Below are 16,024 nucleotides of genomic sequence, written 5' to 3'. Positions count from 1 at the left end.
TGCACCATGCAGATGAGCGATATCCCCTTCGGCACCACGGACTGGGACACTGTGGAGCGGACCGAGCACAAGGGCGAAACCGGCGCCGCCTTCTGGCGCACGCGCCACTTCGGTGGCATCCGGGTGCGCATGGTGGAATACACGCCCGGTTACCTCGCTGACCACTGGTGCACGAAGGGTCATATTCTCCTGTGCCTAGAGGGCGAGCTGTTAACGGAGCTGGACGACGGCCGCACCTTCCTGCTGAAGCCGGGCATGAGCTATCAGGTGGCCGACAATGCCGAGCCGCACCGCTCCTCCACCAGCACCGGCGCAAAGCTCTTCATCGTCGACTGATTAAGCCACCTGCACCAGATGGCCTTTCGAAACCTCCCGGTACTCCCGCACCGGCGGCTGATAGCCATTGGCGCGCACCGGGCTCCGCAGCTCATCTGTGGCAATGCCGCGGCGCATACCCCGGCGGGCCGGATCGGGCACCGGCACGGCAGCCATCAGCTTCTTCGTGTAGGGATGCTGCGGGTTTTCAAAGACGGCGGCACGCGGACCGATCTCGACGATCTCGCCGAGATACATCACCGCCACCCGGTGGCTGACCCGTTCCACAACAGCCATGTCATGGCTGATGAAGAGGAAGGCCAGATCCAGGCTTTCCTGCAGGTCCATGAGCAGGTTGCAGACCTGCGCCTTGATCGACACATCGAGAGCAGACACGCTTTCGTCTGCAACGATCACTTTCGGGTCTAGCGACAACGCCCGTGCAATGGCGATGCGTTGGCGCTGGCCGCCCGAGAACTCATGCGGATAACGGTTCTTCATGGATGCCGAGAGCCCTACCCGCTCCAGCAGATAGTCCGTCTTTTCAGCAGCCTCACGGACGCCGCCAAGCTTGTGCTTCAAGAAGGGCTCCGCAACAGCCTGGCCAACCGTCATACGAGGGTTGAGGCTGGAGAACGGATCCTGAAAGATCATCTGCACGCTCTTGCGCATCCGCTGGAGTTCCACGGCCCCCAGTTTCCGGACGTCGAAGCCATCGAGATGGATATCTCCGGACGAAGGTTCGATCAAGCGCATGACCGAACGGCCTGTGGTGGACTTGCCGCAACCCGATTCACCAACGAGTGCGAGCGTTTCCCCTGCAGCAGATCAAAGGAAATATTCTCCACCGCATGTACGGCACCGGTCTGCCGGTTGAAGAGACCGGAGCGCACCGGAAAGCGGGTGACGAGATTTCTGACCTGAAGAACGGGCTGGCTGTGCCCGGGAAGAGCTGCTGGAGCGGGCGGAGCAGTTATGACGCCGGTCGCCGTGTCCACGACAGGAAAACGCAAAGGCGCCGCCTCACCCGCCATGGAACCAAGCCTTGGCACGGCAGACAGAAGCGCACGGGTATAGGGATGCTGGCCCCGATGAAAAATATCCCCGGTCAGACCGGTCTCCACCGCATCGCCCCGGAACATCACCACAGTGCGGTCGGCAATCTCGGCAACGACGCCCATATCATGGGTGATGAAAAGAACAGCCATGCCCTCTTCGTCCTGCAGTTCCTTGATCAAATCGAGGATCTGCCCCTGGATCGTCACGTCGAGCGCGGTCGTCGGCTCATCGGCAATCAGCAGCTTCGGGCGGGAAGCAAGCGCCATGGCAATCATCACCCGCTGGCGCATGCCACCGGAAAACTGGTGCGGGTATTCGTCAAATCGGGCGGCGGCATTGGGAATACGCACGCGCTCCAGCATGCGGATTGTCTCGGCACGGGCGGCGGACTTCGTCATGCCCTTGTGCCGCGTCAGCACCTCGGAAATCTGGCGCCCGATGGTGAAGATCGGATTGAGCGAGGTCATCGGCTCCTGGAAGATCATCGAGACCTCATTGCCACGAACGTGCCGCATCGCCTTTTCGGACAGGTCAAGAAGGTTGCGGCCATTCAGCACCACCTCCCCTCGATCCGGCTGGACTTCGGCGCCAGCAGGCGCATGACTGACAGCGAGGTCACGCTCTTGCCCGATCCGCTCTCCCCTACGATGGCCAGCGTCTCCCCGGCGCAGACATCAAAGGACACATTGCGCACCACCGGCCTCCAGCCACCATCTGCCTTGAAGGCGGTGGTCAGGTTGCGGACGGAGAGAACGGGCTGGCTGGTCAGGTCAGGATTGGTCATGACTGTGTCCACGGCGTCGCGAAGGAGGAAGATGCACGACCGGCAGCCTGCCGTTCGGCTTCGAGGCTGGCGATTTTCCGGTCGATTTCGGTACGGTCGGTAAGGCCATGCGGGTTTTCCCGCGTCGGCATGGTTTCAACCACATGCAGGTAACGCTCCTGCGCCACCCGGTAGAGCCGCCAAAGTTCCGGCAGCGGATCGGCGTGGTCATCAGCCCGGATGTTGAGCCATGCGTAATCCTGATCCCGGTAGATGACGAGGGCGGCAGACTGCTTGCCGCGCTTGTCGCCGCCCGCCGCTTCTCCTGCATCCATCGCACCCAGCAGCCGCTCGGCAAAGGGAGCCGCGGACAGATCCTTGTAAGCGGCAAGGGTCCGCTCCAGCACCTGCGGACCTGCGAGCATGTTTCCAGCCACGGAAACATTGTCCTCGATGAGATGCCCGGCCCATTCGACGCATTTCTTGCCGGTGAAGACAGCGTTGCGCCCCTGAGCGTCGATCAGATGCATCTGCCGCTGTTCGGCGCCGTCATCGCGCCCCGTCAGGAAGTCAATGATCTCCTGCGGGCTTTTGCCTTCGCCAAGCATCGCAAGGCCATCGGTCCCGTAAAGAGGGCTGACGAAGGCCTGGGTAGCAACGGCTCCCACACCGCCGCGCATGTAGGGCACGGCGGAGCCAACCGCAAAGAAGCGGCTGGCAACGGCAATGCCGAGGTGGCCGGTCTCTGGATCACGGGCGGCGATGGACCAGGTCATGGCTCAGCGCCCCACCGCATAGGCCTGCATCAGGCGCGGCGTTGCCGCTGCCCGCAACAGGCCATCGGCATCGCGGCGCGCAGCCGTCAGGCGCCCGACGCTCCAGCTGTCGGCAACCGTCACCTGATGCCCGCGGCGGCGCAGTTCTGCAATTGCCGCCTCGCCGAAGCTCTCCTCCACCATGATGTGCCCAGGCTCCGACGTGCGCGGATAGAAGGAGCCCGGGAAATGGGTGGAGTGGAACAGCGGCGCATCAATGGCCGCCTGCAGGTTCTTCGTGTGGTGGGCATAGCGCAAGAAGAACGGCAGCTGCCACTGATCCTGCTGGTCGCCGCCGGGCGTTCCAAAGGCCAGTGTTGGACGCCCCTGGTACATTGCCAGCGAAGGCGTCAGTGTTGTGCGCGGGCGCTTGCCGGGAGCAAGGGAGGTGGGCAGTCCCTCTTTCAGCCAGAACATCTGTGCGCGCGAGTTCAGCGCAAAGCCAAGCCCGGGCACAACCGGCGAAGACTGCAGCCACCCGCCGGAGGGCGTCGTTGCCACCATGTTGCCCCAGCGGTCGATCACATCGATGTGGACCGTATCGCCCTTCTTCTCGGTCAGATGCGCCATGGTCGGCTCATAGACCGCGCCGTGGCCGGAGAACTCGGCCAGCATGGCCATGGTCGCATCGCGCTGCTGTTCGTAGCCGGGCACGGTTCCGGGGCGCAGGTCGAACGAGGCCTCAGCCCCGATCAGCTTGCGCCGCTCACTGTTGTAGCCTTCCGACAACAGGTGCTCGGTCGGGATTTCCCCGAACTTCGGATCGCCGTAATAGACCTCACGGTCAGCATAGGCGAGCTTCATCGCCTCGACCACATGATGGACGAAGTCGGGACCGGCAGGGTCCATCGCGCCAATGTCAAAGCCCTTGAGCAGTGCCAGAGACTGCAGCAAAACCGGCCCCTGCCCCCAGGCCTGCGTCTTGGCCAGGGTCCAGTCGTGATAGTCGAAGGTCTGCGGTGCCTCGATGGTGGCGCTCCAGTTCGCCATGTCATCGGCCGTCAGCACGCCCTTGTGCTTCTGACCGCTCGCATCCATGACTTCGGCCGTCTTCAGGTAGTTGCCGATGGCCTCGGCAACAAAGCCCCGATAGAAGGCATCGCGCGCGGCCTCAATCTGCTCCTCGCGGCCGGTCTTTGCTTCCGCTTCGGCAATGATGCGCTTCCATGTTTCCGCCAGAACCGGATTGCGGAAATTGGCATGCGGCTCGGGTGCCGCGCCGCCGGGCAGCCAGGTCTCGTAAGAGGTCGGCCATTCCTTCTCGAAGAAGTCACCGAGCCCCTTGATCGTTGCCGATACCCGCGGCAGCATCGGATGACCATGCTCCGCGTAATAGATGGCAGGCTCCAGCACCTCACGCAGGGACAAAGTGCCATAGTCGCGCAGCATCAGCATCCAGCCATCAAAGGCACCGGGAATGACGGTGGACAGCAGCCCGTCGCCGGGGATCAGCTTCAGCCCTTCGCTGGTGTAGTGCTCGATGGTTGCGCCTGCCGGGGCCGGACCTTGCGCACAGATCACTTCCACCTTGTCCGTCTTCTTTGAATAAAAGACCGCCGGCATGTCGCCACCGGGTCCGCACAGATGCGGCTCGACGATCTGCAGGACGAAGCCTGCGGCAACCGCCGCATCAAAGGCATTGCCGCCCTTTTCCAGAATGCTCATGCCGACCGCAGAGGCGATCCAGTGGGTCGAAGTGACAACACCGAAGGTGCCGAGGATTTCCGGCCGTGTGGTGAACTCAGTCAATGTCTCTGCCTTTTTCTGCAAATCAGTGTTCGCGCGGGTCCAGCGCATCGCGCAGGCCGTCGCCAAGGAGGTTGAAGCCGATCACCACAAGGAAGATCGCGGCGCCCGGCCACATGGCCATCCAGGGCGCCTGTGAAAGGAAGTTCTTCGCCACGTTCAGCATGGAACCCCAGCTGGCCGCCGGAGGCTGCTGCCCGAGACCGAGGAACGAGAGGCTCGCCTCGGCAATGATGGCGGTGGCAACTGTCAGCGTCGCCTGAACGATAATCGGCGCGGTGACATTGGGCAGGATGTAGCGGAGCATGATGTCCATGTGGCCAAGGCCCACAGAGCGGGCGCCTTCCACATAGTCTTCCTGCTTCACCGCCAGCACCTGCCCCCGTGTCAGGCGGACGAAAATGGGCATGGCCGACAGACCAATCGCAATCATCGCATTGGTGAGGCTCGGGCTGAGGAAGGCCGCAAGTGCAATGGCCATGATCAGAAACGGCAGGGCCAGAAGCGCTTCGGTGACGCGCGAAATGACCAGATCCACCCAGCCGCCGAAATAGCCGGCCAGAATGCCGAGCGGGACCCCGATGCCGACGGCAATCATGACCGAGAAGACGCCAGCCATCAGCGAAGCCCTTGCCCCCCAGATCATGCGCGAGAGGATATCCCGGCCCAGATCATCCGTACCAAGCCAATGGGCTGCCGAAGGAGCCTTGCGGATCGCCGACCAGCTGGTGGCCACCGGATCTGCGATGGGCAGCAGCGGCGCGAGGATGGCCAGCGCGGAAAAGAAGGAGATGATGATGAGCCCGGCAAGCGCACTGCGGCTTGAGCGCAGCTTCTTCCAGGAGCGGCTGCCTTCGGAGCCCGCCGCCACGGACGATTGTTCGATCGCGGTCATAGGCTTGCCCTCAGCCGTGGATTGAGAAGGACATAGAGAATGTCCGCAACAAGGTTCATGAGAATGAAGCCAACTGCCGTGCACATGACGACGCCCTGCACCACCGCATAGTCACGGTTGAAAACGGCATCGACGATCAGCTTGCCGAAGCCCGGAATGGTGAAGATCTGCTCCGTCAGAACGGCTCCGGCCAGCAACTCGCCGAACAGCAGCGCGCTGAGCGTGACGACGGGCAGCAGCGCATTGCGGAAAGAATGCGACAACACGACTTCACGCGGTGAAAGCCCCTTGGCCCGCGCCGTGCGGATGTAGTCCTGAGACAGAACACCCAGCATGGCCGAGCGGGTGTGGCGCATCAGCGTCGCGGCAAGAGCGGTCCCCAGCACGAAGGAGGGCATGATCATTGTCTGCAGGGAGCGGACAGGATCATTGAAAATCGACTCGAAACCGGAAGCCGGCAACCATCCGAGCTTCACGGACACCAGCAGGATCAACATGATTCCGAGCCAAAAATTGGGCACCGACAAGCCCGAAAGAGCAATGATGCTGGCGATATAGTCGATGACCGTGTTCTTTCTCACCGCAGCCAGAATGCCCGCAGGCACACCGATCAGAAAGGCAAAGATCATCGACATGACTGCAAGCTGGATTGTTACCGGCAGCTTCTGGGCGATGAGTTCGGTTACTGGCTGGTTGGTACGCAAGGAAATGCCGAGATCGCCGGTCACTGCATTGCCGAGCCAGGTCAGGTATTGCACCGGCAACGGATCGTTCAGACGGTACTTCTCCCGCAGCATTTCCAGAACCGCAGGATCACGCTCCTCCCCGGCCATCACGAGGACGGGATCGCCCGGCAGAAGCTTCTGCAGAGAAAAGACAAAGATGGAGATGATCAGCAGGGTCGGAATGGCGACCAGCAGACGTTTCGCGATGTAGACAGGCATGGACGCCATCCTTCACGGCGGGGGCGGGATGGAGAGCGCTGCGGAAGGGACTCCGCAGCGCCGTTGCAAGATCATGAGGTCCGGTTCCGAGACCAGAGCACCGCGCCTGGACAGAGGCCCAGACGCTTTACAGTCTGACAAGCCCCCGGCGGGAAGAACCCGCCGGGAAGCAATGTCAGTCTTCCTTCTTCAGGCCGGTAAGACGGATCATGCCGTCCGGCGATGCAACAAAGCCGGTGATGTCCTTCTTCATCGCCCAGATCCACGACTGGTGACCGAGATAGATCATCGGCATGTCGTCGTTGAGGATGGCGGTTGCCGCGTCATACTTTTCCTTGCGCACGGCATCGTCAGTCGAAGCGCGGGCTTCGTTCAGAAGCTTGTCCACTTCCGGGTTGCAGTACTTGGTGTCGTTGAGACCAGCGTTGCAGGTGACAAACTGGTGAATGTTGCCATCCGGATCGACGCGGCCGGACCAGTCCGAACGGGACATCTGATAATTGCCGCGGGTCTGTTCATCGAGCAGCGTGGCAAACTCGGTGGACTTCAGCGTCACATCGATGCCCGCCTCGGCCACCATCGACTGCACCACCTGCATCATCTGCTGGGCAACCGGGTTGTTGGAAACCTGAAGCTCGACAGGAACACGGTCAAACCCGGCCTCCTTCACGAGTTGCTTCGCCTTCTCCACATCGCGGGCAGGAACCGGAATCGACTTGTTGAACCAGGGGCTGTTCGGCGGGAAAGGCTGGTTGCCGCCCACTGCTGTGCCTTCATAGACGATCTGGACAAGTGCATCACGGTCGAGCGCCATGGAGAACGCCTGACGAAGACGCTTGTCCTTGCCAAAGGGGTTGTCCGCACGCGAACCATTGCCGACGTTCACATAGACCGACATGTACCCGATGTTGACGACATCGGCGTAGGTCAGGTTGGGATCGGCCTTCACCGCAGCGGCATCCGTGGGGGCAAGGCGCTCGATCATGTCGAGATCACCCGACTGAAGGTTGGCGAGCCGCACGGTTGAATCCGGGATCGGCAGGTAGGTGACCTTGTCGATGAAGATATTGTCCTTGTTCCAGTAGTCCTGGAACTTCTCCAGAACGATCCGGTCCTGCTGGATGCGCTCCACGAACTTGAACGGCCCTGCGCAAACCGGGCTGGAACCAAAGTTGGCGCCAAGCTTTTCAGCCGCGGCAGGAGAAACAATCATGCCGGCACGGTCCGAAAGCTGAGCCAGCAGCGTAACGTCAGGCTTTTTCAGCGTGAAGCGGACCTCGAGCGGGCCTACTGCCTCGACCTTCTCGACCGAAGACAGCTCGCTCTTGCGGCGGGACTCGGGCAGCGTCATGTTCCGCTCGATGGTGGCGACGACCGCAGCCGCATCCATGTCCGTGCCGTCATGGAACTTCACACCCTCGCGCAGCTTCATCGTCAGGGTCATGCCGTCTTCCGACCAGGCCCATTCCGTGGCGAGCTGCGGCACAATCTTGAGATCGGGCGAAACATCAACGAGCTTGTCGCACATCGCCGTGTAGACGATACGGCCGACAAAAGAACGGGACTGTGCCGGATCCAGCACATCCGCATCATCCTGCAGAGCGATCTTCAGTTCCGATGCCGCTGCAGGCAGGGCGGATAATGCACCAAGTGCAAGAGCGGTCGTCAGACGCAAAATTCGGTTCATGCCATTTACCTCCGGTCTGTTGGTTCTTTTCACTTTCAAGGGACCAGCCTGCCCCTTGAACCGGGCAGCTTCGCCCCGGCAATCTCTGTTCCGGGCGGCAGCCGCCCGGCGGAATTTCAGGAGGCCTCCGCCTCGTCCACCGCGACTGGCACAGGCAGGTCATGATCCAGCGATGTTGCGCGGATGAGGCGCTCCTGCAGCATCAGGAGATGCTGGCGCATCGCCTCCCCTGCCTGCGCCGGATCACGCGCGGCAATCGCAGCAATGATGTCCTCATGTTGTGCATAGGCCATGCTGATGCCCGTGCCCGTGCGGGCCCGCTCGCGGATGTTCTGCCAGGCTTCGCCCTGCCGCACCTGATTGATGACGTCGAAAATCGTCAGAAACAGATCGTTGCGGGCGCTCTGTGCAATCTGTCTGTGCAGGGCACCGTCCCACAGTTCGCGGGCATCTGCGTCGTCGCTTTCCTTGATGCGCCGGGCAAGATCCCGCATGCGTGCCAGCTCCGCAGGCTTTGCGCGCAGCGCTGCCAGCTGCGCAAGCTGCGGCTCGATACGCAGGCGGACCTCCATGATCTCCATGAAGTCGGCTCCCGCCACAATCGCATCAACCTCTTGCCCAAGGCTGCCAGGCCGCTGTCCGGCAAAAGTGCCCGCCCCTTGCCTGCGCCAGATTTCCCCTTCTGCCTCCAGCACTTCGAGTGCACGGCGGATCGCACGGCGCCCAAGGCCAAGCTTTGCCGAAAGCGCCCGCTCGGTCGGAAGCTTGCCATCCGCACCGAAGTCACCTTCGCGGAGCATATCGCGCAGCTTTTCCAGCGCGTAACTGGCATTGTCAGGGTGTGGTGAAGTCTGGACCATTAGGCGAACCATTTACAAGATTGGTTCATCCTGTTTGACAAAGCGGCAGTCTGTCAAGCGGCAAAAGCTGAGCAAACGGCACGCCCAAAGATTGTGCAAGTGCACACTATTCTTGCGAAAAGTCTGGCGGTGATTTTGCTGAAAGGCGCGAGACAGCTCTTCTCACAGAAAGGTAGCCAAGGGCAATGGCAGCTTCCACAAGCATATGGACGCCTGAACCAATGTGATAACTGGTTCAGCGCCTCAGATCTGCATGCAAGCAGCCTGATGCAGCCAGCGGCCGAGGGTGAGAATGTCGAAGACGGGCAGGCAGAAGCGCTGGCGCAGGGCAGACGAGAACGGCGGCAGGTTGGTGCATTCCAGCAAGAGCGCGCCGGTGGAAGGATGCTCCACAATCAGCCGCTCCGCCACCGCCTCCAGTTCCGCCTGAAGCGCTGGCGCATTATAGGCCGCACCGCCCTCGATCAACCCCCGGAAAGCCCCGCCCTGCGGGAGGCCGGCCACCGGCGTCGCCGGATCTGCGCCCACACCCAAGAAGTGCGCCGGACCGAGAGAGGCTGCGTCATAGGTGATCACCCCCACCGTGCGCCCCTTGGGCAGGAGGCTTGCAATCACCGGGATCTGCAACAGGCTGGAGGTGGCCAGCGGCAGGGACAGACGGGAGGCAAGCACCGGCTGGCGGGCAGCCAGAAAGCCGCAGGAGGTGATGAGTGCCACGGCACCCTGCCCTTGCAAGACCTCTCCGGCGGCGACGAAGGCATCCATCAGATCCCCATCATCTCCGCCCACGACCTTGCGCGCCGTTGCGCCGCTGACCGTCCGGTACAGTACCGGAAACGGCCAGCTAGACGCATTGCCCACATCGCCCGGCGGGCGCTCGAAGGCTGTATCCAGCATGATGATGCCCAGCGGTGGCACCGTCCCGGCGGCGGCATGGTCCATGATCTGCAACGGCTTTCCCCGCATTGAAAAATTGCGCCCCGCCGCGTCAAAACACTGGCAGGCCGGGACGGATCCAGATTAGCTCTACCGCAGCAAAGGCATCAGGGACACCGGCACGATGAGCATCATCACCAGCATTGACGATCTGGAAAAACTCTATGGCACTGCGGGCCCCGCTTCCACAGTGAAGGAAAGCCCGCGCATCACGCCCGAATACCGCCGCCTGATCGAGGCCGCGCCCTTCTGCGCACTGGCCACCAGCGGCCCGGAGGGGCTGGACTGTTCGCCACGTGGCGACAAGGGCTGCTGCGTCATCATCGAGAATGATACCACCCTGCTGATGCCAGACCGGCGCGGCAACAACCGGATCGATTCCTTGCGCAATGTGGTGCGCGATCCCCGCGTGGCGCTGATGTTCCTCATTCCCGGCCATGGCAACGCCCTGCGCGTCAATGGCCGCGCTGTTGTCAGCATCGATGAGGAGCTGCTGTCCCGGCTGGAAATGGAGGGAAAGCGCCCGCGATCCGTTCTCGTCATTTCCATCGAAACAATCTACTTCCAGTGCGCCCGCGCCATCATGCGCGCCGGATTGTGGGACGCCTCCGCCCACGTGGATTCCCGCACCCTGCCAACGCCGGGCCAGATCCTCGCCAGCCTTTCGGACGGCACCGTAGGCGGCACGGCCTATGACAAGGAATGGCCGGAACGCGCCCGCACAAGCATGTGGTGAGGCGCCCCCGCACCACCCACGTTTGGCATCTGGAAACTCTTGCCCCATATGAAGGCAGAACGCCTGCCGCAAACCATTGGAAAATCTCATGTCCGAAAACCCGCTCCTCACCGCCTGGTCCACGCCCTTTGGCCTGCCGCCCTTTGCTGACATCACCGCAGCGCATTTCCGCGAGGCCTTTGAAACGGCCATGCAGAGCGCACGCGAGGAGATCAACGCCATCGCAGATCAGGCAGAGGCACCAAGCTTTTCCAATACGATCATTGCCCTTGAAACGGCTGGCGAGGACCTGTCCCGCGTTGCCCGCACCTTCTTCAACCTGACCGGCGCACACACCAATGCCGAACTTCAGGACATCGAGCGCGACATGGCGCCGAAGCTCGCCAAGCACGGTTCCGACACCATGCTGAACCCGAAGCTGGCCGCCCGCGTGTTTGACCTTTGGGAGCGGCGCCACAGTCTGGGCCTGACCGGCGAGCAACTGCGGGTGCTGGAGCGCTACAAGCTGGGCTTCACCCGCTCGGGCGCGGGGCTGGACGAGACCGGCAAGGCCCGCATGGCAGAAATCGGCCAGGAGCTGGCGACCCTCGGCACCCGCTTTGCCCAGAACGTGCTGAAGGATGAGTCCAGCTATCAGCTCGTGCTGGAGACGGAGGAAGACCGCGCCGGCCTGCCGGACTTCCTGCTTGCCGCTGCCGCTGCCGCCGCCCGTGACCGGGGGCTTGAGGGCAAGCACGTCATCACCCTTTCACGCTCCTCCATCGAGCCGTTCCTGCAATTCTCCACCAACCGCGAAAAGCGCGAGGAAGCCTTCAAGGCCTGGGCCGCACGCGGCGAGACTGGCGGGGAGACGGACAACCGCGAAACCGTGGCCCGCACGCTGGCCCTGCGCGCCGAAAAGGCGCAGCTGCTCGGCTATCCGCATTATGCCGCCTACAAGCTGGACGACTGCATGGCCAAGACGCCGGAGGCCGTGCGCGCCCTCCTGACCCGCGTGTGGGCGCCTGCCGTGGCGCAGGCCCGCACCGAGCGCGACAAGCTGGCGGAAGCCGCCCGTGCGGAGGGCAACAACGCCCCCATCGCCCCGTGGGACTGGCGCTATTATTCCGAGAAGGTGCGCAAGCGCGACCATGACCTCGATGAGGCGGAGCTGAAGCCCTACCTGCAGCTCGACAAGATGATCGAAGCCGCCTTCGACACCGCCACCCGCCTGTTCGGCCTCACCTTCGAGGAGAAGAAGGGCCTGCCGGTCTATCACCCGGATGTGCGCGTCTTCGAGGTGCGGGGCCGCGACGGCAAGCATGTGGGCCTCTTCCTCGGCGATTATTTCGCCCGCCCCTCCAAGCGCTCCGGCGCCTGGATGAGCGCCTTCCGCCCGCAGCACCGGGCAAAGGGCGAGGTCACACCTGTCATTGTCAATGTCATGAACTTCTCGAAGGGCGCCGATGGCGAGGCTGCCCTGCTGACCTTTGACGATGCCCGCACCCTCTTCCACGAATTCGGCCACGGGCTGCATGGCCTGCTGTCCAATGTCACCTACCCGTCCATTTCCGGCACGTCCGTGGCGCGGGACTTCGTGGAACTGCCCTCGCAGCTTTATGAGCACTGGCTGAGCCAGCCGGAGGTGCTGTCCCGCTTTGCCGTGCATTACAAGACCGGCGAGCCCATGCCCAAGGCGCTGCTCGACAAGGTGCTGGGCGCACGCAACTTCAATCAGGGCTTTGCCACGGTGGAATACACCGCCTGCGCCCTCCTCGACCTCAACCTCCACGAGATCGCGGACCCGGCGGGCATTGATGTCACGGCCTATGAAAAGACGGCGCTGGCGGAAATCGGCATGCCGGACGAAATCATCATGCGCCACCGCATCCCGCATTTCTCCCACGCCTTTTCCGGCGAAGGCTATTCCTCCGGCTACTACAGCTACATGTGGTCGGAAGTGATGGACGCGGATGCCTTCGGCGCCTTCGAGGAAACCGGCAACATCTTCGACCCCTCCACCGCCACCCGCCTCCACGACTTCATCTACTCCGCCGGCGGCCGCCAAGACCCCGAAGAAGCCTACAAATCCTTCCGCGGCCGCAGCCCGGACATTGAAGCGCTGCTGGAAAAGCGCGGACTGAAGGCGGCGTGAGGGAGTGAGAGTTTAGAGGGAAGTGATGCCCCGGCCCGGGAGACTGGGCTGGGGGATATTTTGCACTGCGCATCTCTTAAATCGACGAGCCAGAGACAAAGACTGCCCCGCCTGCCAAACTTCAAACGACTGCTTTTTTGCTTAAAACAGCAAAGGAGCAGGAGTATGATAAAAAAGCAATCAACACTCTTCAGAAAGCACCGCAATGAGTAACGAGAACAATGAAAAACTGGAAACATATATTGAAAACGGGTGGAAAATCAGCGGATATTCAACAGTTATGATGGCAGCAGGCGCAATGGTTCATTCTATTTTGCTGCAGAATGACAGCAATGTAATAGCCCTGAATATAGTAAAGACGGGTGCAAAAGAAGTCGGAAGGACAGTTGATATCCTCAGCCCAGTTCCCGAGCAAGCGACCAAAAAGACTGGATGGTTCTAAACCCGATTAAATGGAGGAAATTTTGGAGCTCAAACACTTTATAGCAGAAACCCTTTCTCAGATAATCGAGGGCATAAAACTCGCGCAAGAAAAGCCTGATGGTGAAAATGTTAACGCCCTCATGAAGGATGCACAATTCGGAGGACATTTAATCAACGTAGGCCAGTATGGTATCGCCACCCGAGTGGACTTTGATGTGTCCGTTACAACGGAAACGGAAGGCGGAGCAGGAGCAAAGGTTAAAGTCTTCGGTATCGGCGTCGAAGGCGGCGGAAAACATACCGCCGGATCAGCGAATAAAATTAGCTTCAGTGTTCCCATTCGACTTCCTGAGGGCGACAAAGACCGCATGCAAAAAGTTGATGAAAAAAGAAAGTTTCCAACATTCCTATGGGCGCCACCTCAGCCAATTTTCTTTAACCTAACCCAATTAAAAAACCATCACAAAACTACAAATGTCGAAATGAAACTAATAAACAATGCCCAATTGACCGAATAAAAGCATTTTATATTTTCAATCTAGCATTGACTGTTTATTTATTATTTTAATAATCAAATCTTTTTTTGCAGGCTCCGGAGCAAAACTTTGGCAGCATCAGAGGTTGAAGACCGCTCAGAAACTGACAAGCCTCACCACATATGGCATGATATCGGGATAGCGGTGATGCTGATGGCGGCCATGACTGTATCCTTGCCTGATCCCGGGAAGGAATGGGTGGAGGAGCAGGCCCGCACCGGCCCTTATGCGAATGCGAGCGGCTATGTGCTTGATCTGATCCGCAAGGATCAGGAGCGCAGCAACAAGATTGCGGCCATGAAGCGCCATGTGGACGAAGGTCTGCAGAGCGGCTTGGGCAGCCGCTCAAAAGAAGAGCTGTTCGAGGCAGCTCCGACACGGCCAGTAGCTCCGCACGGCGGCTAGTTGTGGCGTCTAGATGACAAATTTGTGCCTCCACCTTGAAGCGCGAGAGAGTGTTTTTCGGCACCTCTTACAAGCGGAAGCCCCCCTCTGTCCCTCAGGAGCTATTGTCTAAAACGGACTGCCAGTCAGGCTCCAACTCCTCTCCCCCTTGAGGGGGAGATGCCCCCGGCAGGGGGCAGAGGGGGTAACGGACTACCCAGTCATACGAGAGATCCTGCCGTATCGAGGCGCTGATACCCCCTCTGTCTGCTGACGCAGACATCTCCCCCTCAAGGGGGAGAGGGGCGTTGCGGCAAGACGAAGGCGCGGTCCTTCTCCGTGCGTTCAATGTAAACACCGCCCTTTGGGAGAGACTTGGAACCTTGTGGCAAGCCGCGAAACATCCCTGACCAGCTCCCCTCCCCCTGCGTCCCTTTGCCATTCCCCCGCACATCGACACTAGCTCCTCCCGCCGGTAGATTTGCCGGGACAGATACTCCCCGAGGGCGCCGTGGGGTGCCGGGTTTGGCTGATGGTGGTGCAGGATGCAGGTTTCTTCTCAAGGTTCTCCCTCTGAAAATGCGGCGTCACAGGCCGCACATCCGCTGTTCCGGGCGGGGATGGTGGCGGCTGGGCTTTGCGGGGCGGCAGGCGTCGCGCTGGCGGCGCTTGGCACGCATATGGATGCAACCGGGTTGATGAGCGTGGCATCCGGCATGCTGCTGTTCCACGCCCCGGCGTTTCTGGGCCTTGGCGCGCTGGCGCAGCTGCGGCGGGTGCCGCTGCTGCCTGTGGCCTTCGTGCTGCTGCTGGCAGGCGTTGCGCTGTTCAGCGGCGATCTGGTCAGCCGGGCGCTCACGGCTGAACGGCTGTTTGCCATGTCCGCGCCCACGGGTGGAACGCTGATGATCTGCGGCTGGCTCGCCGTGCTGCTCAGCGCGGCCTTCGTGCGGCCGCGCTGAAGACTGACCTCCCGGTGCGTTTGGCACACCGGGAGCTTGCCTCAGGTTTTTGAGATGGAATTGCCGCCATCGGCGGTCAGTGCCGTGCCGGTGACGAAGGAGGCATCGTCACTGAGGAGGAAGGCTGCTGCGGCGGCGATCTCTTCCGGCCGGGCAAGGCGCTTCAGGGCATGCAGCCCGGCCACCCAGTCCAGCGAGGCCTGATCCTGCGGCGCCATGTCCGTGCGGGTGCCGCCCGGCAGCAGGGCGTTGACCCGGAGCCCCGCTGCCCCATGTTCGGCGGCCAGAACCTGCGTCAGGCCAATGAGCCCCGCCTTTGCCGCCGCATAAGCCGCCATGCCCGGCAGGCCCGCCGCATGGCCGACGAAGGTGGAGGTGAAGACGATGGCGCCCTGCCCGCCATCCGCCAGCATGGCCGGGATCTGCGCCCGTGCCAGATGGAAGGCGCTGGTGAGATTCACCTCCAGCACCCGGTGCCAGTTGGCCGGGCTCATCTGCGGCAGCGGCACCATGTCCCCCACCATGCCGGCATTGTTGAAGGCCCCGTCGAGGCGGCCGAACTGGCCGAGCGCGGCATCCACCAGCGCCTGCGCATGTTCCGCCTCAGCCACATCCCCTGAGACAGGGACAGCTGCGCCGCCGCCCGCGCTGATCTCAGCTGCCAGCGCTTCCAGCCTGTCCTTGCGTCTGGCGCCAATGACCAGCCTTGCGCCGCGTGCTGCAAACATCCGCGCTGCCGCTTCGCCGATGCCGCTGCTGGCGCCGGTGATGATGATGACCTTGTCTTTCAGTTGCATGGAACTGCTCTCCGGTTGAAAACACCGGCAAG

General features: G+C 61.6%; 15 protein-coding genes and 1 pseudogene. 7 read left to right on the top strand and 9 right to left on the bottom strand.

Annotated features, from left to right (window positions below; all coding sequences use genetic code 11):
* The first annotated feature begins 6 nt into the window (after window positions 1–6).
* Window positions 7–336: a DHCW motif cupin fold protein gene (locus ACQB61_RS06320; RefSeq protein WP_430511937.1), complete on the top strand. Its 330-nt coding sequence runs from the start codon at window positions 7–9 to the stop codon at window positions 334–336.
* On the opposite strand, the pseudogene ACQB61_RS06315 reads toward ACQB61_RS06320, so the two are convergent.
* From ACQB61_RS06315 to ACQB61_RS06280, 8 genes and pseudogenes are all read right to left on the bottom strand, one after another.
* Window positions 337–2,158: pseudogene (locus ACQB61_RS06315) on the bottom strand (ABC transporter ATP-binding protein).
* The gene (locus tag ACQB61_RS06310) at window positions 2,155–2,913 is read right to left on the bottom strand and encodes a DUF1028 domain-containing protein (RefSeq protein ID WP_430511936.1); all 759 of its coding nucleotides are present in this window, start codon (window positions 2,911–2,913) and stop codon (window positions 2,155–2,157) included. The pseudogene ACQB61_RS06315 and the gene ACQB61_RS06310 overlap by 4 nt, the downstream one beginning before the upstream one ends.
* A gap of 3 nt (window positions 2,914–2,916) precedes the next feature.
* Window positions 2,917–4,701, bottom strand: coding sequence for a gamma-glutamyltransferase family protein (locus tag ACQB61_RS06305; RefSeq protein ID WP_430511935.1), 1,785 nt, complete (start codon window positions 4,699–4,701; stop codon window positions 2,917–2,919).
* A gap of 22 nt (window positions 4,702–4,723) precedes the next feature.
* The gene (locus tag ACQB61_RS06300; protein ID WP_430511934.1) at window positions 4,724–5,593 is read right to left on the bottom strand and encodes an ABC transporter permease; all 870 of its coding nucleotides are present in this window, start codon (window positions 5,591–5,593) and stop codon (window positions 4,724–4,726) included.
* On the bottom strand, window positions 5,590–6,537 hold the full coding sequence (locus ACQB61_RS06295) for an ABC transporter permease (RefSeq protein WP_430511933.1): 948 nt from the start codon (window positions 6,535–6,537) through the stop codon (window positions 5,590–5,592). The genes ACQB61_RS06300 and ACQB61_RS06295 overlap by 4 nt, the downstream gene beginning before the upstream one ends.
* Before the next feature lie 175 nt (window positions 6,538–6,712).
* On the bottom strand, window positions 6,713–8,224 hold the full coding sequence (locus ACQB61_RS06290; protein ID WP_430511932.1) for an ABC transporter substrate-binding protein: 1,512 nt from the start codon (window positions 8,222–8,224) through the stop codon (window positions 6,713–6,715).
* A 116-nt stretch (window positions 8,225–8,340) separates the two neighbouring features.
* A complete protein-coding gene (locus ACQB61_RS06285) occupies window positions 8,341–9,084 on the bottom strand; it encodes a FadR/GntR family transcriptional regulator (RefSeq protein WP_430511931.1) in 744 nt (247 codons plus the stop codon).
* Between the two features lie 243 nt (window positions 9,085–9,327).
* Entirely contained in the window at window positions 9,328–10,026 is a 699-nt protein-coding gene (locus ACQB61_RS06280) for an aspartate/glutamate racemase family protein (RefSeq protein ID WP_430511930.1), read from the bottom strand.
* A gap of 118 nt (window positions 10,027–10,144) precedes the next feature.
* On the opposite strand from ACQB61_RS06280, the gene ACQB61_RS06275 reads away from it, so the two are divergent.
* The 6 genes from ACQB61_RS06275 (at window position 10,145) to ACQB61_RS06250 (ending at window position 15,195) form a co-directional block, all read left to right on the top strand.
* Window positions 10,145–10,756 carry a pyridoxamine 5'-phosphate oxidase family protein gene (locus ACQB61_RS06275; protein ID WP_430511929.1) on the top strand — a complete coding sequence of 204 codons (612 nt, stop codon included), beginning with the start codon at window positions 10,145–10,147 and terminating at the stop codon, window positions 10,754–10,756.
* Between the two features lie 88 nt (window positions 10,757–10,844).
* Window positions 10,845–12,890, top strand: a complete 2,046-nt coding sequence (locus ACQB61_RS06270) for a M3 family metallopeptidase (protein ID WP_430511928.1) — start codon at window positions 10,845–10,847, stop codon at window positions 12,888–12,890.
* Window positions 12,891–13,095: 205 nt separating this feature from the next.
* Window positions 13,096–13,332 carry a hypothetical protein gene (locus ACQB61_RS06265; protein WP_430511927.1) on the top strand — a complete coding sequence of 79 codons (237 nt, stop codon included), beginning with the start codon at window positions 13,096–13,098 and terminating at the stop codon, window positions 13,330–13,332.
* Window positions 13,333–13,354: 22 nt separating this feature from the next.
* Window positions 13,355–13,831: a trypco2 family protein gene (locus ACQB61_RS06260; RefSeq protein WP_430511926.1), complete on the top strand. Its 477-nt coding sequence runs from the start codon at window positions 13,355–13,357 to the stop codon at window positions 13,829–13,831.
* Window positions 13,832–14,002: 171 nt separating this feature from the next.
* A complete protein-coding gene (locus ACQB61_RS06255) occupies window positions 14,003–14,254 on the top strand; it encodes a type II toxin-antitoxin system ParD family antitoxin (RefSeq protein ID WP_430514310.1) in 252 nt (83 codons plus the stop codon).
* Window positions 14,255–14,778: 524 nt separating this feature from the next.
* Window positions 14,779–15,195 (top strand): DUF423 domain-containing protein, encoded by a 417-nt coding sequence (locus tag ACQB61_RS06250; protein ID WP_430511925.1) that lies wholly within the window; start codon window positions 14,779–14,781, stop codon window positions 15,193–15,195.
* A 41-nt stretch (window positions 15,196–15,236) separates the two neighbouring features.
* On the opposite strand, the gene ACQB61_RS06245 is transcribed toward ACQB61_RS06250, so the two are convergent.
* Window positions 15,237–15,992, bottom strand: coding sequence for an SDR family oxidoreductase (locus tag ACQB61_RS06245; protein ID WP_430511924.1), 756 nt, complete (start codon window positions 15,990–15,992; stop codon window positions 15,237–15,239).
* Window positions 15,993–16,024: the final 32 nt, after the last annotated feature.

Source organism: Pannonibacter phragmitetus (genome assembly GCF_050510895.1).
Classification (GTDB): domain Bacteria; phylum Pseudomonadota; class Alphaproteobacteria; order Rhizobiales; family Stappiaceae; genus Pannonibacter; species Pannonibacter phragmitetus_B.
Note: the sequence above shows the minus strand (reverse complement) of the source record. Positions and strands in the feature narration are given on the sequence as shown.

Coding starts and splice junctions, on each gene's coding strand:
- ACQB61_RS06250 (WP_430511925.1), top strand. CDS start 14,779: ATGCAGGTTTCTTCTCAAGGTTCTCCCTCTGAAAATGCGGCGTCACAG.
- ACQB61_RS06310 (WP_430511936.1), bottom strand. CDS start 2,913: ATGACCTGGTCCATCGCCGCCCGTGATCCAGAGACCGGCCACCTCGGC.
- ACQB61_RS06300 (WP_430511934.1), bottom strand. CDS start 5,593: ATGACCGCGATCGAACAATCGTCCGTGGCGGCGGGCTCCGAAGGCAGC.
- ACQB61_RS06285 (WP_430511931.1), bottom strand. CDS start 9,084: ATGGTCCAGACTTCACCACACCCTGACAATGCCAGTTACGCGCTGGAA.
- ACQB61_RS06270 (WP_430511928.1), top strand. CDS start 10,845: ATGTCCGAAAACCCGCTCCTCACCGCCTGGTCCACGCCCTTTGGCCTG.
- ACQB61_RS06265 (WP_430511927.1), top strand. CDS start 13,096: ATGAGTAACGAGAACAATGAAAAACTGGAAACATATATTGAAAACGGG.
- ACQB61_RS06245 (WP_430511924.1), bottom strand. CDS start 15,992: ATGCAACTGAAAGACAAGGTCATCATCATCACCGGCGCCAGCAGCGGC.
- ACQB61_RS06320 (WP_430511937.1), top strand. CDS start 7: ATGCAGATGAGCGATATCCCCTTCGGCACCACGGACTGGGACACTGTG.
- ACQB61_RS06275 (WP_430511929.1), top strand. CDS start 10,145: ATGAGCATCATCACCAGCATTGACGATCTGGAAAAACTCTATGGCACT.
- ACQB61_RS06295 (WP_430511933.1), bottom strand. CDS start 6,537: ATGCCTGTCTACATCGCGAAACGTCTGCTGGTCGCCATTCCGACCCTG.
- ACQB61_RS06280 (WP_430511930.1), bottom strand. CDS start 10,026: ATGGACCATGCCGCCGCCGGGACGGTGCCACCGCTGGGCATCATCATG.
- ACQB61_RS06255 (WP_430514310.1), top strand. CDS start 14,003: ATGGCGGCCATGACTGTATCCTTGCCTGATCCCGGGAAGGAATGGGTG.
- ACQB61_RS06290 (WP_430511932.1), bottom strand. CDS start 8,224: ATGAACCGAATTTTGCGTCTGACGACCGCTCTTGCACTTGGTGCATTA.